Raw genomic sequence first — 20,719 nt, 5'->3', positions numbered from 1 at the left:
AGGAGGAAAGGCCTGTGGGTCTCAATCTTAGCGACAAGAAGGCCGTAGTGGCCGAGGTGTCGGCACAAGTAGCCAAAGCCCAAACGATTGTCGTGGCTGAATACCGTGGTATCGAGGTCGGTGACCTGACGACGCTGCGGAAAAACGCCCGGGAATCTGGGGTCTATTTGCGCGTGCTGAAAAATACCCTGGTGCGTCGTGCGGTGGCTGACACTGCCTTCGCCGGGTTGGCCGAGCAAATGACTGGGCCGCTGATCTACGGTATCTCCGAAGATCCGGTTGCCGCCGCCAAGGTGCTGTACGACTTTTCGAAAAAGAACGACAAGCTGGTAGTGAAGGCGGGTTCCTACGCCGGTAACGTGATGGATAAGGCGGGGGTGCAAGCCCTGGCGTCCATCCCGAGCCGCGAAGAGCTGCTTTCCAAGTTGCTGGGCGTCATGCTCGCTCCGGTGTCCGGTCTCGCCTGCACTTTGGCCGCTCTGGCCAAGAAGCGGGAAGAAGAAGGCGCTGCCGCTTAATCGCTCTCCCAAGATATACGATTTAGGAGTTTATCAATATGGCTATTAGCAAAGAAGAAATCCTGGAAGCCGTTGGCGCGATGACCGTTCTGGAACTGAACGATCTGGTCAAGGCCTTCGAAGAAAAATTTGGCGTTTCCGCCGCTGCCATGGCTGTTGCCGCTCCTGGCGCTGCCGGTGGTGCTGCTGCCGCTGCTGAAGAACAAACCGAATTCACGGTTGTTCTGGCTGCTGTCGGCGACAAGAAGGTTGAAGTCATCAAGGTGGTTCGTGCCGCTACCGGCCTGGGCCTGAAGGAAGCCAAGGACATGGTGGATGGCGCTCCTAAGGCCATCAAGGAAGGCGTGTCCAAGGCTGATGCTGACGCCCTGAAGAAGCAACTGGAAGACGCTGGCGCTAAGGTCGAAATCAAGTAATTTCCCCTTGCGTGGATCGGGCTGGCCGCAGATTTGCTGCCAGCCCTTTTGTGCTTTCAGGTCGGCCTAGGTGCCGTTTTTCTGTTTCTGCCCCAGCGTTTAAATCCAAGCAAGCCACCCCTGCTTTGATTTACACGTTGCACCCGACGGGATGTCCCGCCGGTTTCCCTCTTTGAGGAAATTTGTCTTTTGAGCTCGGAGCGACCATGACCTACTCCTACACCGAGAAAAAACGCATCCGCAAGAGTTTCGCCAAGCGTGCGAGCGTCCTCGACGTGCCTTTCCTGCTGGCGACCCAGCTCGAATCCTATACCAGCTTCCTTCAGGCCGATATTCCCACTGCCCAGCGCAAGAACCATGGGCTGCAAGCTGCTTTTTCTTCCATCTTCCCCATCGTTTCCCATTCCGGAAACGCCCGGCTGGAATTCGTCAGCTACCAGCTGGCCGAACCCACCTTTGATGTGAAGGAATGCCAACAGCGGGGCCTGACCCTGGCTTCCGCCCTGCGGGCCAAGGTGCGGCTGGTGATCATGGACCGGGAATCCCCGGATACCATCAAGGAAGTGAAGGAGCAGGAAGTGTACATGGGCGAAATTCCGCTCATGACTACCACCGGTTCCTTCGTCATCAACGGTACGGAACGGGTTATCGTCTCCCAGTTGCACCGGTCTCCCGGCGTCTTCTTCGAGCATGACCGGGGTAAGACCCACTCCTCCGGCAAGCTGCTCTTCTCCGCCCGGGTGATCCCCTACCGGGGGTCCTGGCTGGACTTCGAATTCGATCCCAAGGACACCCTGTTCTTCCGGGTTGACCGTCGCCGCAAGATGCCGGTCACGACTCTGCTCAAGGCCATTGGTCTGAACCACGAGCAAATCCTGTCTGAGTTCTTCGAATTCGACACCTTCAAGATTCTCAAGAACGGGGTGGATTTCACCCTGGTGCCGGAACGGCTGCGGGGCGAAATCGCCCGCTTCGACTTTACCGACAAAGCCGGCAAGGTCATTGTCCCCAAGGACAAGCGCATTACTGCCAAGCACATTCGGGAACTGGATGCGGCCCAGGTACGCCAAATCGCCGTGCCCGACGACTTCCTGCTCGGTCGGGTGCTGGCCAAGAACATCATTGACCAAGACAGCGGTGAAGTGCTGGCGAACGCCAACGATGAAATTACCGAATCCCTGCTGGCCAAGCTGCGGGAAGCCGGTGTGGAAGACATCCAGACGTTGTATACCAATGATCTGGATCGGGGTTCCTTCATTTCCAACACCCTGCGTCTGGACGACACCGCCTCCCGTCAGGCGGCTCGGGTGGCCATCTATCGCATGATGCGCCCCGGCGAACCCCCCACGGAAGAAGCGGTGGAAATCCTCTTCCAAGGCCTGTTCTACTCCGACGAGCGCTATGACCTCTCCGCCGTTGGCCGGATGAAGTTCAACCGCCGGGTGGGTCGTGCCGATGTGGTGGAGAGCAAGGTGATGATCACCTCCGCTCCCAACAAGAACGAAGCCATCGTCAAGGTGCTGGTGGATGAAGTCGGCCTGACCGCTGCCGCCGCCCAGGGACTGCTGAGTGAATTGCAATACGGCCACCGGGCTGCCTGTGAAAACATGACCCGGGAAGCTGCCGATGCCCTGGCTGCCAAGCTGAAGGCTGCTGGCGCCCATGTGGACGTCAAGGATCAGATGACCCTGTCTCCCCGGGATATCGTGGAAGCCATCAAGATCCTGGTGGAACTGCGCAATGGTCGGGGTGAAATCGACGATATCGACCACTTGGGCAATCGTCGGGTCCGTTGCGTCGGCGAACTGGCGGAAAACCAATTCCGCGCCGGTCTGGTCCGGGTGGAGCGGGCGGTCAAGGAACGTCTGTCCCAGGCCGAATCCGACAACCTGATGCCCCATGACCTGATCAACGCCAAGCCCATCTCCGCCGCGATCAAGGAGTTCTTCGGGTCCAGCCAGCTGTCCCAGTTCATGGACCAGACCAACCCCCTGTCCGAAATTACCCACAAACGTCGGGTTTCCGCTTTGGGCCCGGGCGGCCTGACCCGGGAGCGCGCCGGCTTCGAAGTCCGCGACGTGCATCCGACCCACTACGGTCGTGTTTGCCCAATTGAAACCCCTGAAGGCCCGAACATCGGTCTGATCAACTCCCTGGCCCTCTACGCCCGGACCAACGAATACGGTTTCCTGGAAACCCCCTACCGCAAGGTGGTGGATTGCGAGGTGACGGACCAGATCGAATACCTGTCCGCCATTGAAGAAGGCAATTACGTGATCGCCCAGGCCAACGCTGGCCTGGACGACGCAGGTAAGCTCACCGACGAACTGGTGATTTGCCGGGAAAAGGGCGAAACCATTCTGGCCGAACCCAGCCGGGTGCAGTACATGGACGTGGCTCCGGGTCAGATCGTTTCCGTGGCGGCTTCCCTGATTCCCTTCCTGGAGCACGATGACGCCAACCGGGCTTTGATGGGTGCCAACATGCAACGTCAGGCCGTGCCTTGCCTGCGTCCGGAAAAGCCCCTGGTGGGCACGGGTATTGAACGTACCGTGGCCGTTGACTCGGGTACCGCCGTGCAAGCCCTCCGGGGCGGTCTGGTGGACTACGTGGACGCCTCCCGCGTCGTGGTGCGGGTGAATGACGATGAAACCGTTCCCGGTGAAGTCGGCGTGGATATCTACAACCTGACCAAGTACACCCGTTCCAATCAGAACACCAACATCAACCAGCGGCCCCAAGTCCGGGTGGGCGATATTATCGCCAAGGGCGACGTGGTGGCTGACGGTGCTTCTACCGACAAGGGGGAATTGGCCCTGGGGCAGAACATGCTCATCGCCTTTATGCCCTGGAACGGCTACAACTACGAAGACTCCATTTTGCTGTCCGAAAAGGTGGTGGCTGACGACCGTTACACCTCCATCCACGTGGAAGAACTCACCGTGGTGGCTCGGGACACCAAGCTGGGACCTGAAGAAATCACCCGGGATATCGCTTCCCTGGGCGAAGTGCAGCTCTCCCGCCTAGATGAATCCGGCATTGTGTACATCGGCGCCGAAGTGGAAGCCGGTGACGTACTGGTCGGTAAGGTGACCCCCAAGGGCGAAACCCAGCTGACCCCGGAAGAAAAGCTGCTGCGCGCCATCTTCGGTGAAAAGGCCTCCGACGTAAAAGACACCTCCCTGCGGGTACCCTCCGGTATCGCCGGGACGGTGATCGACGTTCAGGTCTTTACCCGGGAAGGTATCGAGCGGGATAAGCGGGCCCAGTCCATCATTGACGAACAGCTGCGTTCCTACAAGCTGGATCTGGCCGACCAGATGCGGATTGTGGAACGGGATACCTTCGCCCGGGTCGGCCGTTTGATCGTCGGCAAGGTGGCCAATGGCGGCCCGAAGCGTTTGGCCAAGGGCACGGTGATTACCGAGGATTACCTGGAAAGCATTGATCCCCACACCCGCTTCGACATCCGCATGGCGGACGAAGAAGTGGCCCAGCAGTTGGAACAGCTGAAGGCTTCCCTGGAACAAACCCGGAAAGACTTCGACATTGCCTTTGAAGAAAAGCGCAAAAAGCTGACCCAAGGCGACGAATTGCCGCCGGGGGTCCAGAAGATGGTCAAGGTCTACGTGGCCGTGAAGCGCCGCCTCCAGCCCGGGGACAAGATGGCCGGTCGTCACGGGAACAAGGGTGTGGTTTCCCGCATCGTTCCGGTGGAAGACATGCCTTACATGGCTGACGGTACGCCGGTGGACATCGTGCTGAACCCCCTGGGGGTGCCGTCCCGGATGAACGTTGGTCAGATTCTGGAAGTCCACCTGGGGTGGGCCGCCAAGGGTCTGGGCAAGCAGATTGCCGAAAAGCTGCAAAAGCAGGCCAACGTGGCGGAAATCCGTAGCTTCCTGGACAAGATCTACAACACCCGGGGCAAGAAGGAAAACCTGGACGAGCTGAACGACCAGGAAATCATGAACATGGCGGAAAACCTCAAGGAAGGCGTGCCTTTCGCCACTCCGGTGTTCGACGGGGCGGAAGAAGAGGAAATCAAGGCCATGCTGGAAATGGCGGGTCTGCCGGACTCCGGTCAGGTGCAGCTGTACGACGGCCGTACCGGCGACCCGTTTGACCGCACGGTGACCGTGGGCTACATGCACTACCTGAAGCTGCACCACTTGGTGGACGACAAGATGCACGCCCGTTCCACTGGCCCCTACAGTCTGGTGACCCAGCAGCCTCTGGGCGGTAAGGCCCAGTTCGGTGGTCAGCGGTTCGGGGAAATGGAAGTGTGGGCCCTGGAAGCCTACGGCGCCTCCTACGTGCTGCAGGAAATGCTGACTGTGAAGTCCGATGACGTGAATGGCCGTACCAAGGTGTACGAAAACATCGTCAAGGGCGAACACAAGATCGACGCGGGCATGCCCGAGTCCTTCAACGTGCTGGTCAAGGAAATCCGTTCTCTGGGGATCGATATCGACCTGGATCGCTTCTAAAGCCGACCGTAGCCGTCACGCAATACGTAATAATTTGTCTGCACTATTCACATTCCGTTTGGAGTGAACGATGAAAGCACTGCTCGACCTGTTTAAACAGGTGACCCAGGAAGAGGAATTCGACGCGATCACCATCAGTCTCGCGTCTCCTGAGAAAATCCGCTCCTGGTCCTACGGCGAAGTCAAAAAGCCGGAAACCATCAACTATCGGACTTTCAAGCCGGAACGGGACGGTTTGTTCTGCGCCAAGATTTTCGGGCCGATCAAGGACTACGAGTGCCTGTGCGGCAAGTACAAGCGCCTGAAGCACCGGGGTGTTATCTGCGAAAAGTGCGGGGTGGAAGTCACCCTGGCCAAGGTGCGTCGGGAACGGATGGGCCACATTGAGTTGGCCTCCCCCGTTGCCCACATCTGGTTCCTGAAGAGTCTGCCCAGCCGGCTCGGCATGGTGCTGGACATGACCCTGCGGGATATTGAGCGGGTGCTCTATTTCGAAGCCTATGTGGTGATCGAACCGGGCATGACCCCCCTCAACCGGGGCCAGTTGCTGACGGAAGACGACTACCTGGCCAAGGTGGAAGAGTACGGTGACGATTTTGTCGCCATGATGGGCGCCGAGGCCGTTCGGGAATTGCTGCGCAACCTGGAACTGGATCACGAAGTGGAACGGCTCCATGGGGAGCTGGAAACCACCGGGTCCGAAACCAAGAACAAGAAAATCGCCAAGCGCCTCAAGGTGCTGGAAGGCTTCCAGAAGTCCGGCATCAAGCCGGACTGGATGATCCTGGAAGTGCTCCCGGTGCTGCCCCCCGATCTGCGCCCCCTGGTGCCCCTGGACGGCGGCCGCTTTGCTACTTCCGATCTGAATGACCTGTACCGTCGGGTCATCAACCGGAATAACCGGCTGAAGCGCCTGTTGGAACTGAAGGCCCCTGAAATCATCGTGCGTAACGAAAAGCGCATGTTGCAGGAAGCCGTGGATTCCCTGCTGGACAATGGCCGTCGCGGTAAGGCCATGACCGGCGCCAACAAGCGCCCCCTGAAATCCCTGGCCGACATGATCAAGGGTAAGGGCGGTCGCTTCCGGCAAAATCTGCTGGGTAAGCGGGTGGATTACTCCGGTCGTTCCGTGATTACCGTGGGTCCCCAGCTCAAGCTGCACCAGTGCGGTCTGCCCAAGCTGATGGCCCTGGAACTGTTCAAGCCCTTCATTTTCCACAAGCTGGAAGTCATGGGCCTGGCCACCACCATCAAGCAAGCCAAGAAAATGGTGGAGTCCCAAGAGCCGGTGGTGTGGGACATCCTGGAAGGGGTCATTCGGGAACACCCGGTGATGCTGAACCGGGCGCCTACCCTTCACCGTCTGGGGATTCAGGCCTTTGAACCGGTGCTGATCGAAGGCAAGGCCATTCAGCTGCACCCCCTGGTCTGCGCGGCCTTTAACGCCGACTTTGACGGTGACCAGATGGCTGTGCACGTGCCCCTGTCCCTGGAAGCTCAGATGGAAGCCCGCACCCTGATGATGGCTTCCAACAATGTGCTGTCTCCCGCCAACGGGGACCCCATCATTGTGCCGTCCCAGGATATCGTGCTGGGCCTCTACTACGCCACCCGGGACCGGATCAACGCCCCAGGGGAAGGCATGAACTTCGCCAATGTGAGCGAAGTGCTGCGGGCCGTGAATACGGGTAAAGCCCACCTTCACGCCAAGGTGTCCGTGCGCCTGAAGGAATATGTGAAGGGCGAAAGCGGTGAATGGGTGGAAAAGATCACCCGTTACAACACCACCTGCGGTCGCGCCATCCTTTCCGAAATCCTGCCCAAGGGCCTGCCGTTCTCCGTCATTGACCGGCCCCTGAAGAAAAAGGAAATCGCCAAGCTGATCAATACGGCCTTCCGCCGCTGCGGCTTGAAGGAAACCGTGATCTTCGCCGACAAGTTGATGCAGAACGGCTACGCCCTGGCCACCAAGGCCGGTATTTCCTTCTGCTCCGACGACATGAAGGTGCCGGCCAAGAAGTACCAGATCATTGCCGATGCCGAAAAGGAAGTGAAGGACATCGAGACCCAGTACACCAACGGTCTGGTGACCTTCGGCGAACGCTACAACAAGGTGGTGGATATCTGGGGCCGGGCCGGGGATGCGGTGGCCAAGGTCATGATGGAACAGCTGGGCCAGGAAGAAACGGTGGACCGGCACGGCAAGACCGTCAAACAGGAATCCTTCAATTCCATCTACATGATGGCCGACTCCGGGGCCCGGGGTTCCGCGGCTCAGATTCGTCAGTTGGCCGGTATGCGGGGCCTGATGGCGAAGCCGGACGGTTCCATTATTGAAACCCCGATTACCACCAACTTCCGTGAAGGGCTGAACGTGCTTCAGTACTTCATCTCCACCCACGGTGCCCGGAAAGGTCTGGCCGATACGGCTTTGAAGACCGCTAACTCCGGTTACCTGACCCGGCGTCTGGTGGATGTGACCCAGGATCTGGTGGTGGTGGAAGACGATTGCGGTACCACCAACGGCGTGACCATGAAGGCCATGATCGAAGGCGGGGAAGTGATCGAAGCCCTGCGTGACCGGGTGTTGGGCCGGGTTGCCGCCGTGGATATCGTGGATCCGGAAACCGGTGCCACCCTGGTGGAAGCCGGAACCCTGCTGGATGAAAACATCTGCACCCTGATCGATGAACGGGGCGTGGATGAGGTCAAGGTGCGTACGCCGCTGACCTGCGATACCCGCTATGGTCTCTGCGCCAAGTGTTACGGTCGAGATCTGGGCCGGGGCTCCCCCGTAAATGTGGGCGAGGCGGTGGGGGTTATTGCTGCCCAGTCCATCGGCGAACCGGGTACCCAGCTGACCATGCGGACCTTCCACGTGGGGGGCGCGGCCTCCCGGGCGGCGGCCGCTTCCCAGGTGGAAACCAAGTCCAACGGCGTGATCCGCTTCACCGAAGCCATGCGCTACGTGACCAACGAAAAGGGCGAGAAAATCGTCATTACCCGGTCCGGGGAAGTGTTGGTGACGGACGACAACGGCCGGGAGCGGGAACGCCATAAAGTCCCCTACGGCGCCACCCTGACGGTCAATGACGGTCAGGTGACCAAGGCCGGCACCAAGCTGGCGACCTGGGATCCCCACACCCGTCCCATCATTACGGAATACGCCGGTCAGGTGCGTTTCGAAAATGTGGAAGAGGGCAGTACGGTGGCCAAGCAGCTGGATGACGTGACCGGCTTGTCCACCCTGGTGGTCATCGATCCCAAGCGGGGCGGCAAGGCCCAGACCAAGGGCCTGCGTCCCCAGGTCAAGCTGCTGGACGAAAACGGCGAGGAAGTGAAGATCACCGGGACCGAACATCCGGTGACCATCACCTTCCAGGTGGGCTGCATCATTACCGTGGTGGACGGTCAGCGGGTGGGCATGGGCGACGTCCTGGCCAAGATTCCGCAAGAATCTGCCAAGACTCGGGATATTACCGGCGGTCTGCCCCGGGTGGCCGAGCTCTTTGAAGCTCGTACCCCCAAGGATGTGGGCATGCTGGCAGAAATCACCGGGACGGTCAGCTTCGGTAAGGACACCAAGGGCAAGCAACGCTTGGTGATTACCGACGGCGATGGCGCTACCCACGAATACCTGATTCCCAAGGACAAGCACGTGATGGTCCACGATGGTCAGTTGGTGACCAAGGGCGAAACCATCGTGGACGGTGAGCCCGATCCCCATGACATCCTGCGCTTGCAGGGTGTGGAGGCTCTGGCCCGTTACATCACCGACGAAGTCCAGGACGTGTACCGACTCCAAGGTGTGAAGATCAACGACAAGCACATTGAAGTGATCGTGCGGCAAATGCTGCGTCGTTGCACCATCGTGGATCCGGGCGACACCAAGTTCATCAAGAGTGAACAGGTGGAACGGGCCGAAGTGCTGGACCAAAACGACCGGATGGTAGCGGAAGGCAAGATTCCCGCGGTGTACGAACCCATGCTGTTGGGGATCACCAAGGCGTCCTTGTCCACCGATTCCTTCATCTCTGCCGCGTCCTTCCAAGAAACCACCCGAGTGCTGACCGAAGCCGCCATCATGGGCAAGCGGGACGAACTGCGTGGCTTGAAGGAAAACGTCATCGTGGGTCGCCTGATCCCGGCTGGTACCGGCTTGGCTTACCACAATGTGCGTCGTTTCCAAACCGCCGGCCAGGACATGGCTGCAAGCCGTGGTCTGGAAGGGGATGTGGCTCCCGAAGCTCCCGCCGAGACTCCGGTGGAAGCCGACGGTACCGGGCAAAACGACGCGGCTTGACTTTTGACCCGGCGTTGACTTAGGGGTTGTCAACCTCTAAAATCTCGGGTCTTTTCGCGGCATAGGCTAACCATTGCCTATGCTTGTATAAAAAAACCTGACTCGGCGCGGTTCTACCGCGCCGGATCAGTTTCTGGCGGCGCTGGCCGCCGTCTTGAGGATTAGCTATGCCGACCATTAACCAACTCGTGCGCAAGCCGCGCGTCGCTGAAACCCTGAAGAGCAAGGTTCCGGCCCTGGACAAGTGCCCGCAAAAGCGGGGCGTTTGCACCCGGGTCTACACCACCACTCCGAAAAAGCCGAACTCCGCTCTGCGGAAGGTCTGCAAGGTGCGCCTGACCAACGGCTTTGAAGTGATCTCCTACATCGGTGGTGAAGGCCACAATCTGCAGGAGCACTCCGTGGTTCTGATTCGCGGCGGCCGGGTTAAGGACTTGCCGGGTGTGCGTTACCACACCGTGCGTGGTTCTCTGGATACGCAAGGCGTCAAGGACCGGAAGCAATCCCGGTCCAAGTACGGTGCCAAGCGCCCGAAGGCTGCCTAATCCATTAGGTAGCTTTAGTAAGTGGCTGCTCTGCTGGGTAGCCAAGAGCCCCGGGCTATGGGAGTCCGGGGGTCAACTGAATCGTCAATTGAGAGGTTGTTATGCCCCGTCGTCGTGAAGTCCCGAAACGGGATATCCTGCCCGATCCTAAGTTCGGTAGCGTGGATGTCTCCAAGTTCGTTAATGCGGTTATGCAAAGCGGCAAGAAGTCTGTTGCCGAACGCATCGTTTACGGTGCCTTCGATCTGATCTCCGCCAAGGGTGGCAAGGATCCTCTGGAAGTCTTCGCGGCTGCCATCAACAATGTACGCCCCCTGGTGGAAGTGAAGTCCCGCCGGGTTGGTGGTGCCAACTATCAGGTGCCTGTGGAAGTGCGCCCCGCTCGTCGTATGGCTCTGGCCATGCGCTGGCTGAAGGAAGCTGCTCGTAAGCGTTCCGAAAAGTCCATGGGCCAACGTCTGGCTGCCGAAATGCTGGAAGCCTCCGAAAACCGCGGCGGTGCCGTGAAGAAACGGGATGAAGTTCACCGTATGGCCGAAGCCAACAAGGCTTTCGCCCACTACCGTTTCTAATCGTCTTGCGACGCAATTCCCTCTGCGAAGGTTACTAACGTGGCACGTAAAACTCCTATTGAACGGTACCGTAACATCGGTATCAGCGCCCACATCGACGCCGGCAAGACCACCACGACGGAACGCATCCTCTACTACACTGGCGTCAATCACAAGATTGGCGAAGTGCACGATGGCGCGGCCACCATGGACTGGATGGAGCAGGAGCAGGAACGGGGTATTACCATTACCTCCGCTGCCACCACCTGCTTCTGGAAGGGCATGGATATGTCTTTCCCCGAGCACCGCATCAACATCATCGACACCCCGGGGCACGTGGACTTCACTATTGAAGTGGAACGTTCCATGCGTGTTCTGGATGGTGCTTGCATGGTGTACTGTGCTGTGGGTGGCGTTCAGCCCCAGTCTGAAACCGTGTGGCGTCAGGCCAATAAGTACAAAGTGCCCCGTCTGGCCTTCGTGAACAAGATGGACCGCCAAGGTGCGGATTTCTTCAAGGTCTATGACCAAATGAAGACCCGCTTGAAGGGCAATCCTGTGCCTACCGTGATCCCCATCGGTGCCGAAGAAAACTTCGAAGGCGTGGTGGACCTGATTAAGATGAAGGCCATCTATTGGGATGAAGCGTCCCAAGGGATGAAGTTCGAATACCGGGATATCCCGGCTGACCTGCAAGAGTTGGCCCAAACCTGGCGTGAACAAATGCTGGAAGCCGCCGCCGAAGCTTCCGAGGAGCTGATGAATCAGTACCTGGAAAGCGGCGATCTGCCCGAAGCTGACATCATCAAGGGTCTGCGCGCTCGGACGATTGCTTGCGAAATCCAGCCCATGCTCTGCGGTACTGCCTTTAAGAACAAGGGCGTGCAGAAGATGCTGGACGCGGTTATCGAACTCCTGCCGTCCCCGGTGGATATTCCCCCGGTTACGGGCCATGACGACGATGACAAGGAAGCCGAACGTAAGGCTGCCGATGATGAGAAGTTCTCCGCCCTGGCCTTCAAGCTGATGACGGACCCCTACGTAGGTCAACTGACCTTCGTTCGGGTGTACTCCGGCGTGGTGAATTCCGGTGACACGGTTTACAACCCCGTGCGCGGTCGTAAGGAACGGATTGGTCGTCTGCTGCAGATGCACGCCAACAACCGGGTGGAAATCAAGGAAGTGCGCGCTGGCGACATCGCCGCTTTCGTGGGCTTGAAGGAAGTGACCACGGGCGAAACCCTGTGCGATCCGGATGCCATCATCACCCTGGAACGGATGGAATTCCCCGATCCCGTGATTCACGTGGCCGTGGAACCCAAGACCAAGGCTGACCAGGAAAAGATGGGTATCGCCCTGAATCGTCTGGCTCAGGAAGATCCGTCTTTCCGCGTACGTACTGACGAAGAATCCGGTCAAACCATTATTTCCGGGATGGGCGAGCTCCACTTGGAAATTATTGTGGATCGGATGCGCCGGGAATTTGGCGTGGAAGCCAACGTGGGTGCTCCCCAGGTGGCTTACCGGGAATGCATCAAGAAAGCGGTCGAACAGGAAGGCAAGTTCGTCAAGCAGTCTGGTGGTCGCGGTCAGTACGGTCACGTTTGGCTCAAGATCGAGCCCAACGAAGCCGGCAAGGGCTACGAATTCGTGGATGCCATCAAGGGCGGTGTGGTGCCTCGGGAATATATCCCGGCGGTGGACAAGGGGCTGCAAGATGCCATCGGTAGCGGCGTACTGGCCGGCTTCCCGGTGGTGGACGTGAAGTTCACCCTGTTTGACGGTTCCTACCACGACGTGGACTCCAACGAAAACGCTTTCCGTATGGCGGCCTCCATGGCCTTTAAGGAAGGGATGCGTAAGGCGAGCCCCACCCTGCTGGAACCCATGATGGCGGTGGAAGTAGAAACCCCGGAAGAGTACATGGGGAACGTGATGGGTGACCTGTCCGGTCGTCGTGGCATCGTGCAAGGGATGGATGACATCCCCGGCGGGATGAAGGCGATCAAGGCGGAAGTGCCTCTGGCCGAGATGTTCGGCTACTCCACCCAGTTGCGTTCTTTGACCCAAGGTCGCGCAACCTACTCCATGGAGTTCAAGCACTACTCCGAAGCTCCCAAGAATGTGGCGGAAGCCGTCATCAACAAGAAATAACTTTGTATTGAGGATCTGAAAAATGGCCAAAGAAAAATTTGAACGTACGAAGCCGCACGTAAACGTGGGTACGATTGGGCACGTTGACCACGGTAAGACGACGCTGACGGCGGCGATTACCACGGTTCTGGCCCGGAAGTGGGGCGGCGAAGCCCGTGCGTACGACCAGATTGATGCTGCTCCGGAAGAAAAGGCTCGCGGTATCACGATCAACACGGCGCACGTGGAATACGAAACGGAAACCCGCCACTACGCCCACGTGGATTGCCCGGGGCACGCGGACTACGTAAAGAACATGATTACCGGTGCCGCCCAGATGGACGGCGCCATCCTGGTGGTGTCTGCGGCCGACGGCCCCATGCCCCAAACCCGGGAACACATCCTGCTGGCCCGTCAGGTGGGCGTGCCCTACATCATCGTCTATCTGAACAAGTGCGACATGGTGGACGACGCCGAACTGCTGGAACTGGTGGAAATGGAAGTTCGGGAACTGCTGTCCAAGTACGACTTCCCGGGCGACGACATCCCCATCATCAAGGGTTCCGCTCTGAAGGCCCTGGAAGGCGACCAATCCGAAATCGGTGAGCCCTCCATCTTCCAACTGGCCGCTGCTCTGGATTCCTACATCCCCACCCCGGAACGGGCTGTGGATCAACCCTTCCTGCTGCCCATCGAAGACGTATTCTCCATCTCCGGCCGCGGCACCGTGGTGACCGGTCGTGTGGAACGGGGCGTGGTGAAGGTCGGCGAAGAAATCGAAATCGTCGGCATCAAGCCCACCGTCAAGACCACCTGCACCGGCGTGGAAATGTTCCGCAAGCTGCTGGACCAAGGTCAAGCGGGCGACAACGTGGGCGTGCTGCTGCGTGGTACCAAGCGTGAAGAAGTGGAACGGGGTCAAGTGCTGGCCAAACCCGGCTCCATCAACCCCCACACCCACTTCAGCGCCGAAGTGTACGTGTTGTCCAAGGACGAAGGTGGTCGTCACACCCCGTTCTTCAACGGCTACCGTCCCCAGTTCTACTTCCGGACCACGGACGTGACCGGTACCATCGAACTGCCGGCCGGTACTGAAATGGTCATGCCTGGCGACAACATCGCCATGACCGTGAAGCTGATCTGCCCGATCGCCATGGAAGAAGGTCTGCGCTTCGCTATCCGCGAAGGTGGCCGGACCGTCGGCGCCGGTGTTGTTGCGAAAATCATCGAGTAATTTTTTCTGATTGTCGGGGCGGAGTGGTTTCCGCCCCGTTGTTCTTTTTGGAAACCAACCATGGCAAATCAAAAAATCCGTATCCGTCTCAAAGCTTTTGACTATCGTCTGATCGATCAGTCTGCTCTGGAAATCGTGGAAACCGCCAAGCGCACCGGCGCTGTTGTTCGCGGCCCAGTTCCTCTGCCTACCCGGATTCAGCGTTACGACGTGCTGCGTTCCCCGCACGTTAACAAGGCTTCCCGGGATCAGTTCGAAATTCGTACCCATCTGCGCTTGATGGATATCATCGATCCCACCGACAAGACGGTGGACGCTCTGATGAAGCTGGATCTGCCGGCTGGCGTGGATGTAGAAATTAAGTTGCAATAATCAGTAGCTTGCGCGTATAATCCGCGCTCTTTGGCGGGCAGTGCGTCAGCACTGCCCATTTGACGTTCTTGCAGGCCAATCGTAGCCTGCAAAGAGGAGAATAACCATGACTCTAGGCCTTGTTGGGCGCAAGGTCGGCATGACTCGCGTGTTTACCGAGGAAGGTGTTGCGATCCCGGTAACCGTGTTGGATGTGTCGAACAATCGCGTCTCCCAGGTTAAGACGCCGGAAACCGACGGCTATTCCGCCGTCCAGGTGACCTTCGGTGCTCGTCGCCCCTCTCGCGTGAACAAAGCTCTCGCTGGCCATGCTGCTAAGGCTGGTGTGGAAGCTGGTTCCGTGCAGAAGGAATTCCCGGTTTCCGCCGAGGATTTGTCCGGGCTGAAGGCTGGCGACAAGATTTCTGCCGAAATCTTCGCTGTCGGGCAAAAGGTGGATGTGACCGCTACCTCCCAAGGTAAGGGGTTCGCTGGCGCCATTACCCGTCACAATTTCAGTTCCAACCGTGCTAGCCACGGTAACTCCCTCTCCCACAACGCTCCGGGCTCCATCGGTATGGCCCAGGATCCGGGTCGGGTTTTCCCCGGCAAGCGTATGGCTGGGCATCTGGGTGCTGTAAAACGCACGGTGCAAAGCCTGGAAGTGGTTCGCGTGGACGTTGAACGGCAGTTGCTGTTGGTTCGGGGTGGTGTTCCCGGTTCCAAGGGCGCTGACGTTATCGTGCGTCCGGCGGTTAAGGCCAAGTAAGGGGGCGTGATGGAACTCAAGGTTATCAACGAGCAAGGGCAAGAAGCTAGCCGCTTGCAAGCATCCGATGCGCTTTTCGGGCGTGAATACTCCGAAGCCCTGGTGCATCAGGTGATCGTCGCCTACCAAGCCAATGGCCGTAGCGGCAATCGGGCGCAAAAAGATCGTACCGATGTGAAGCACACCACCCATAAGCCCTGGCGGCAAAAGGGGACGGGGCGTGCTCGTTCCGGTATGTCTTCCAGTCCCCTGTGGCGTGGAGGTGGTCGGACTTTCCCGAACTCTCCGGAAGAAAACTTCACCCAGAAGCTGAACCGCAAGGTTTATCGCGCTGGTGTGGCTGCCATTCTGTCTCAGCTGGCCCGGGAAGACCGCCTGGCTGTGGTGGAAAATCTCTCCGTTGAAGCGCCGAAGACCAAGCTGTTCGCCAATAAGGTGAAGGGCATGGGCTACGACTCCGTGCTGGTGATTACGGATGCCCTGGAAGAGAACGTTTATCTGGCTTCCCGGAATCTTCCCAATGTTCTGGTGCTGGAAGTCTCCGAGGCCGATCCGGTTTCCCTGGTGCGCTTCCCCAAGGTCCTGCTGACCAAGGGTGCGGTTGCCAAGTTTGAGGAGGTGTTGGGATGAGCCAAGAACGTCTGTTGCAGGTGTTGCTGGCACCGCAAATCTCCGAAAAGGCTACCTTCGTTGCCGACAAGAACGAACAGGTCGTCTTCAAGGTTGCGTCTGACGCCACCAAGCCTGAAATCAAGGCTGCGGTCGAGCTGCTCTTCAAGGTCCAGGTGGAATCCGTTCAGGTCGCTACCGTCAAGGGCAAGCAAAAGCGCTTCGGTCGCTTTATCGGTCGCCGGAATGACTGGAAGAAGGCTTTCGTTAGCCTGAAGCCCGGTCAAGAAATTAACTTTGCGGCCGGGGAGTAATAAGCTATGGCACTGATCAAAGTTAAGCCTACGTCCGCCGGTCGTCGTGCGGTCGTGAAAGTGGTGACCCCGGGCCTGCATAAAGGTAAGCCCGTTGCTGGTCTGTTGGAAAAGCAAAACCGGGGCTCCGGCCGTAACAACAACGGCCACGTGACCACTCGCCATAAAGGCGGCGGCCACAAGCAGCACTACCGGGTTGTGGACTTCAAGCGCAACAAGGACGGTATCCCGGCCAAAATCGAACGCCTGGAATACGATCCTAATCGCTCTGCCAACCTGGCTCTGCTCTGCTACGCCGACGGCGAACGTCGCTACATCATCGCCCCCAAGGGTGCGGTGGTCGGTCAGCAAGTGATCTCCGGTTCCGAAGCGCCGATCAAGATGGGCAACGCCCTGCCGATCCGGAACATCCCCGTGGGTACCACCATCCACTGCATCGAAATGCTGCCTGGTAAGGGTGCCCAGCTGGCTCGTGCCGCTGGTACCTCCGTCCAGCTGCTGGCGCGGGAAGGCTCCTACGCTCAGCTTCGTCTGCGGTCCGGTGAAATTCGCCGGGTGCACGTCGAATGCCGTGCCACCATCGGTGAAGTGGGTAACGAGGAACATTCCCTGCGGTCCATCGGTAAAGCCGGTGCCAACCGTTGGCGCGGTATCCGCCCGACCGTTCGTGGTGTGGCCATGAACCCGGTGGATCACCCCCACGGCGGTGGTGAAGGTCGTACCGCTGCCGGTATGAATCCGGTCAGCCCCTGGGGTACCAAGACCAAGGGTTATCGTACTCGTAGCAACAAGCGCACGAACTCCATGATCGTGCAGCGTCGTCACAAACGGTAAGGGGTAAAACATGGGACGTTCTGTAAAAAAGGGCCCGTTTGTCGATGCCCATCTGATCAAGAAGGTGGACGCTGCCCGCGCTAGCAACGATAAGCGACCCATCAAGACCTGGTCTCGCCGGTCCACGGTTCTCCCCGATTTCGTTGGCCTCACCATTGCGGTTCATAACGGCAAGCAACACATCCCCGTTTATGTGACCGAAAACATGGTTGGCCACAAGCTCGGTGAATTTTCTTTGACTCGGACCTTCAAGGGTCACACCGCCGGTAAAAAGGCGAAGAAGTAAAGGAGCGTATATGGAAACTCGTGCAAATTTGCGCGGCGTCCGGCTCTCCGCCCAAAAAGGCCGTTTGGTGGCGGATCTGGTCCGGGGAAAGCAAGTGGGTCAGGCGTTGAATATTCTGACCTTCGCCCCCCAAAAGGGCGCCAAGATCGTCAAGAAGGTACTGGAGTCCGCCATTGCTAATGCGGAACATAACGACGGTGCCGACATCGACGAACTCAAGGTGAAGATCATTCACGTGGAGCAAGGGACGACGCTGAAGCGTTTCACTGCTCGGGCCAAGGGGCGGGGCAACCGCATCCTGAAGCCTACCTGTCACATTTTTGTGACTGTCGGGAACTGAGGATCAGCAATGGGACAAAAAATCAATCCGACTGGTTTTCGCCTGAGCGTGAACCGCAATTGGGCTTCCCGCTGGTATGCCGGTAGCCAAGCGTTCTCCTCCATGCTGGGTGAGGACATCCAGGTTCGGGATTACCTGAAAAAGAAACTGGCCCACGCTTCCGTGGGTCGGGTTCTGATCGAACGGCCGGCCAAAAACGCCCGGGTGACGGTTTATTCCGCCCGCCCTGGTGTGGTGATCGGCAAGAAGGGTGAAGATATCGACAGCCTGCGCACCGAATTGCAACGCATCATGGGTGTGCCGGTTCACGTCAGCATCGAAGAAATCCGCAAGCCTGAGCTGGATGCCCAGCTGATTGCTGATTCCATCGCCCAACAGCTGGAAAAGCGGATCATGTTCCGTCGTGCCATGAAGCGTGCCATGCAAAACGCCATGCGTTTGGGTGCCCAGGGCATCAAGATCATGAGCTCCGGCCGGCTGAACGGTGCGGAAATTGCCCGGACCGAATGGTATCGGGAAGGCCGGGTGCCTCTGCACACTCTGCGCGCCGACATCGATTACGCCACCTCCGAAGCCCGTACTACCTATGGTCTGATTGGGATCAAGGTATGGGTGTTCAAGGGCGAATCTCTGGGCGGTGAGTCCACTGTTGCCGCCAACGACAACGCCGGAGAAGAGCCGGCTCGTAAGCCTCGGCGTAACACCAAGGCTGGCGAGGGCGAAGGTGCTCCCGCGAAACGAGTAAGAAAGGCAGGTACCAAAGATGCTGCAGCCTAACCGCAGAAAGTATCGTAAGGAGCAAAAAGGCCGTAACACGGGTCTGGCGACCCGTGGCGCCAAGGTTAGCTTCGGTGAATTCGGCCTGAAGGCGACCGAGCGGGGCCGTTTGACCTCCCGTCAAATTGAAGCCGCCCGGCGTGCCATGACCCGTCACATCAAGCGTGGCGGCCGGATTTGGATCCGTGTGTTCCCGGACAAACCCATTTCCAAAAAGCCCGCCGAAGTTCGGATGGGTAACGGTAAGGGCAATCCGGAATACTACGTTGCCGAAATTCAACCCGGTAAGGTCCTTTACGAGATGGACGGTGTGGATGAAGCCCTGGCTCGGGAAGCTTTTGCGCTTGCCGCCGCCAAGCTGCCTTTCACGACGACCTTCGTGACCCGTCAGTTGGGGTAATCATGAAAGCCAAAGAACTCAGAGCAAAGAGCGTCGAAGAGCTCAATCAAGAGCTTGTCGACCTGTTGAAGGCCCAGTTTTCCCTGCGTATGCAAGCTGCGACTCAACAGCTGGCCAACACCAGCCAGCTGGGCAAGGTGCGCAAGGATATCGCTCGGGTGCGTACCCTTCTCGGTGAAAAGGCGGTGCAGCAATGACTGAAGCTACCAGCATCAAGCGCACGCTCATCGGGCGTGTGGTTAGCGACAAAATGGACAAGACCGTGACGGTCCTGATCGAGCGTCGGGTGAAGCATCCGATGTACGGCAAGATCATCACCACGTCCAAGAAGTATCACGCCCATAACGAGGGCAACGAAGCCAAATCCGGCGACCTGGTGGAAATTGAGGAGATTCGTCCTCTTTCCCGCACCAAGTCCTGGAAGGTGTCCAAGCTGCTGGAAAAAGCGCGGATCATCTAAAAATAGTGCTTGCATTATGGCGGGGTATTGGTTAATATCCTGCCTCCTCTTCGGGGGCCCGCGTCGTCGGGCCCCCGCGTTTTAATCCTCCCCCTACGGGGTCCAAGACTAACCGCACTTGTGCGGGAAAGTTGGAGCGAAAAATGATTCAGATGCAGACTATTCTGGATGTGGCCGACAATACCGGCGCGCGTTCAGTGATGTGTATCAAGGTCCTTGGTGGCTCCAAGCGTCGCTATGCCGGCGTTGGTGACATTATCAAGGTATCCGTTAAGGATGCGGCTCCTCGTGGGCGCGTCAAGAAGGGCGACGTCTATAACGCGGTGGTTGTGCGTACCGCCAAGGGTGTGCGTCGGGCTGACGGTTCTTTGATCAAGTTCGATAACAATGCGGCGGTTCTGCTGAACACCAAGCTGGAACCCATTGGCACCCGGATCTTCGGGCCGGTTACGCGGGAACTGCGTAACGAACGGTTCATGAAGATTGTGTCGCTTGCGCCTGAAGTTCTGTAAGGAGCGAAGATGGAAAAGATTCGCAAGGGTGACGAAGTAATCGTCATTGCAGGCAAAGACAAAGGCAAGCGCGGTACCGTTCTGCGTCGGGTGGATGAAGACCATCTGGTAGTGGAAGGGGTTAACCGCGTGAAAAAGCATGTGCGCCCCAATCCTGTGAAGGGCGTGACCGGCGGTATCGTTGAAAGGGATATGGCGATCCATATCTCCAACGTGGCCCTCGTTAATCCTGCTACCGGTAAGGCGGAGCGGGTTGGCTTTAAGCTGCTGGAAGACGGCAAGAAAGTGCGCGTCTTCAAGTCCAGCGGTCAAACCGTGGAGGCTTAAGGAATCATGGCGCGTTTGTTTGATTTTTACAAAGAAACCGTGGTGCCCGGGCTGATCAAGCAGTTCGGCTACAAATCCATCATGGAAGTGCCTCGCATCACCAAGGTCACCCTGAACATGGGTGTGGGTGAAGCGGTCCAGGACAAAAAGGTTCTGGAAAACGCTGTGGGCGACATGGTCAAAATCGCCGGGCAAAAGCCTGTGGTGACCAAGTCCCGCAAGTCCATCGCTGGTTTCAAGATTCGTCAAGGTTATCCCATCGGCTGCATGGTGACCCTGCGTGGCCCCCGCATGTTCGAATTCCTGGATCGTCTGGTTTCCGTGGCTCTGCCCCGGGTGCGCGACTTCCGTGGGATTTCTGGCAAGGGCTTCGACGGTCGCGGCAACTACAACGTGGGCGTCAAAGAACAGATCATTTTCCCGGAAATCGAGTACGACAAGATCGATGCGCTGCGGGGGATGAACATCAGCATCACCACTACTGCTAAGACGGACGAAGAAGCTCGGGCCCTGCTTGTTGCTTTCAAGTTCCCGTTCAAGAACTGAGGCG

At 58.3% G+C, this 20,719-nt stretch carries 22 protein-coding genes; all 22 read left to right on the top strand.

Annotation, left to right across the window (positions count from 1 at the left end; all coding sequences use genetic code 11):
- Nucleotides 1–14 precede the first annotated feature (14 nt).
- Nucleotides 15–518, top strand: a complete 504-nt coding sequence (gene rplJ, locus Azoinq_RS05350) for a 50S ribosomal protein L10 (RefSeq protein WP_216131389.1) — start codon at nt 15–17, stop codon at nt 516–518.
- 38 nt (nt 519–556) lie between these two features.
- Nucleotides 557–934 (top strand): 50S ribosomal protein L7/L12, encoded by a 378-nt coding sequence (gene rplL / locus Azoinq_RS05345; RefSeq protein ID WP_216131391.1) that lies wholly within the window; start codon nt 557–559, stop codon nt 932–934.
- A gap of 206 nt (nt 935–1,140) precedes the next feature.
- A complete protein-coding gene (gene rpoB / locus Azoinq_RS05340; protein WP_216131394.1) occupies nt 1,141–5,424 on the top strand; it encodes a DNA-directed RNA polymerase subunit beta in 4,284 nt (1,427 codons plus the stop codon).
- 70 nt (nt 5,425–5,494) lie between these two features.
- On the top strand, nt 5,495–9,727 hold the full coding sequence (gene rpoC, locus Azoinq_RS05335; protein ID WP_216131397.1) for a DNA-directed RNA polymerase subunit beta': 4,233 nt from the start codon (nt 5,495–5,497) through the stop codon (nt 9,725–9,727).
- A 167-nt stretch (nt 9,728–9,894) separates the two neighbouring features.
- Nucleotides 9,895–10,272, top strand: a complete 378-nt coding sequence (gene rpsL, locus Azoinq_RS05330) for a 30S ribosomal protein S12 (RefSeq protein WP_216131400.1) — start codon at nt 9,895–9,897, stop codon at nt 10,270–10,272.
- A gap of 101 nt (nt 10,273–10,373) precedes the next feature.
- Complete coding sequence (gene rpsG / locus Azoinq_RS05325; protein ID WP_216131403.1) at nt 10,374–10,844, top strand: 30S ribosomal protein S7; 471 nt, start codon at nt 10,374–10,376, stop codon at nt 10,842–10,844.
- Nucleotides 10,845–10,883: 39 nt separating this feature from the next.
- Nucleotides 10,884–12,977 carry an elongation factor G gene (fusA, locus tag Azoinq_RS05320; protein WP_216131407.1) on the top strand — a complete coding sequence of 698 codons (2,094 nt, stop codon included), beginning with the start codon at nt 10,884–10,886 and terminating at the stop codon, nt 12,975–12,977.
- Between the two features lie 22 nt (nt 12,978–12,999).
- Complete coding sequence (tuf, locus tag Azoinq_RS05315; RefSeq protein ID WP_216131374.1) at nt 13,000–14,190, top strand: elongation factor Tu; 1,191 nt, start codon at nt 13,000–13,002, stop codon at nt 14,188–14,190.
- A 60-nt stretch (nt 14,191–14,250) separates the two neighbouring features.
- Nucleotides 14,251–14,562, top strand: coding sequence for a 30S ribosomal protein S10 (gene rpsJ, locus Azoinq_RS05310; protein ID WP_216131411.1), 312 nt, complete (start codon nt 14,251–14,253; stop codon nt 14,560–14,562).
- A 106-nt stretch (nt 14,563–14,668) separates the two neighbouring features.
- Entirely contained in the window at nt 14,669–15,310 is a 642-nt protein-coding gene (rplC, locus tag Azoinq_RS05305) for a 50S ribosomal protein L3 (protein ID WP_216131415.1), read from the top strand.
- Nucleotides 15,311–15,319: 9 nt separating this feature from the next.
- Nucleotides 15,320–15,940, top strand: a complete 621-nt coding sequence (gene rplD / locus Azoinq_RS05300) for a 50S ribosomal protein L4 (RefSeq protein WP_216131418.1) — start codon at nt 15,320–15,322, stop codon at nt 15,938–15,940.
- A complete protein-coding gene (gene rplW, locus Azoinq_RS05295) occupies nt 15,937–16,233 on the top strand; it encodes a 50S ribosomal protein L23 (RefSeq protein WP_216131421.1) in 297 nt (98 codons plus the stop codon). Before rplD ends, rplW begins: the two co-directional genes overlap by 4 nt.
- 6 nt (nt 16,234–16,239) lie before the next feature.
- Nucleotides 16,240–17,067 carry a 50S ribosomal protein L2 gene (gene rplB, locus Azoinq_RS05290; protein ID WP_216131424.1) on the top strand — a complete coding sequence of 276 codons (828 nt, stop codon included), beginning with the start codon at nt 16,240–16,242 and terminating at the stop codon, nt 17,065–17,067.
- Between the two features lie 10 nt (nt 17,068–17,077).
- Nucleotides 17,078–17,353: a 30S ribosomal protein S19 gene (rpsS, locus tag Azoinq_RS05285; RefSeq protein ID WP_216131427.1), complete on the top strand. Its 276-nt coding sequence runs from the start codon at nt 17,078–17,080 to the stop codon at nt 17,351–17,353.
- A 10-nt stretch (nt 17,354–17,363) separates the two neighbouring features.
- On the top strand, nt 17,364–17,693 hold the full coding sequence (gene rplV, locus Azoinq_RS05280) for a 50S ribosomal protein L22 (RefSeq protein WP_216131430.1): 330 nt from the start codon (nt 17,364–17,366) through the stop codon (nt 17,691–17,693).
- A gap of 9 nt (nt 17,694–17,702) precedes the next feature.
- Nucleotides 17,703–18,470, top strand: a complete 768-nt coding sequence (rpsC, locus tag Azoinq_RS05275) for a 30S ribosomal protein S3 (protein ID WP_216131434.1) — start codon at nt 17,703–17,705, stop codon at nt 18,468–18,470.
- Nucleotides 18,457–18,870 carry a 50S ribosomal protein L16 gene (rplP, locus tag Azoinq_RS05270; RefSeq protein ID WP_216131437.1) on the top strand — a complete coding sequence of 138 codons (414 nt, stop codon included), beginning with the start codon at nt 18,457–18,459 and terminating at the stop codon, nt 18,868–18,870. The genes rpsC and rplP overlap by 14 nt, the downstream gene beginning before the upstream one ends.
- A 2-nt stretch (nt 18,871–18,872) precedes the next feature.
- Nucleotides 18,873–19,067: a 50S ribosomal protein L29 gene (gene rpmC, locus Azoinq_RS05265; protein WP_216131440.1), complete on the top strand. Its 195-nt coding sequence runs from the start codon at nt 18,873–18,875 to the stop codon at nt 19,065–19,067.
- Nucleotides 19,064–19,330 (top strand): 30S ribosomal protein S17, encoded by a 267-nt coding sequence (gene rpsQ, locus Azoinq_RS05260; protein ID WP_216131443.1) that lies wholly within the window; start codon nt 19,064–19,066, stop codon nt 19,328–19,330. The genes rpmC and rpsQ overlap by 4 nt, the downstream gene beginning before the upstream one ends.
- A 143-nt stretch (nt 19,331–19,473) precedes the next feature.
- Nucleotides 19,474–19,842 (top strand): 50S ribosomal protein L14, encoded by a 369-nt coding sequence (gene rplN / locus Azoinq_RS05255; protein ID WP_216131446.1) that lies wholly within the window; start codon nt 19,474–19,476, stop codon nt 19,840–19,842.
- Nucleotides 19,843–19,851: 9 nt separating this feature from the next.
- Entirely contained in the window at nt 19,852–20,169 is a 318-nt protein-coding gene (gene rplX, locus Azoinq_RS05250) for a 50S ribosomal protein L24 (RefSeq protein WP_216131447.1), read from the top strand.
- Between the two features lie 6 nt (nt 20,170–20,175).
- Nucleotides 20,176–20,715, top strand: a complete 540-nt coding sequence (gene rplE, locus Azoinq_RS05245; protein ID WP_216131450.1) for a 50S ribosomal protein L5 — start codon at nt 20,176–20,178, stop codon at nt 20,713–20,715.
- The last annotated feature ends 4 nt before the right edge of the window (nt 20,716–20,719 follow it).

It is taken from the genome of Azospira inquinata (assembly GCF_018905915.1).
Taxonomy (GTDB): domain Bacteria; phylum Pseudomonadota; class Gammaproteobacteria; order Burkholderiales; family Rhodocyclaceae; genus Azospira; species Azospira inquinata.
The sequence above is the reverse complement of the archived record's forward strand: the minus strand, read 5'-3'. Positions and strand labels throughout refer to the sequence as shown.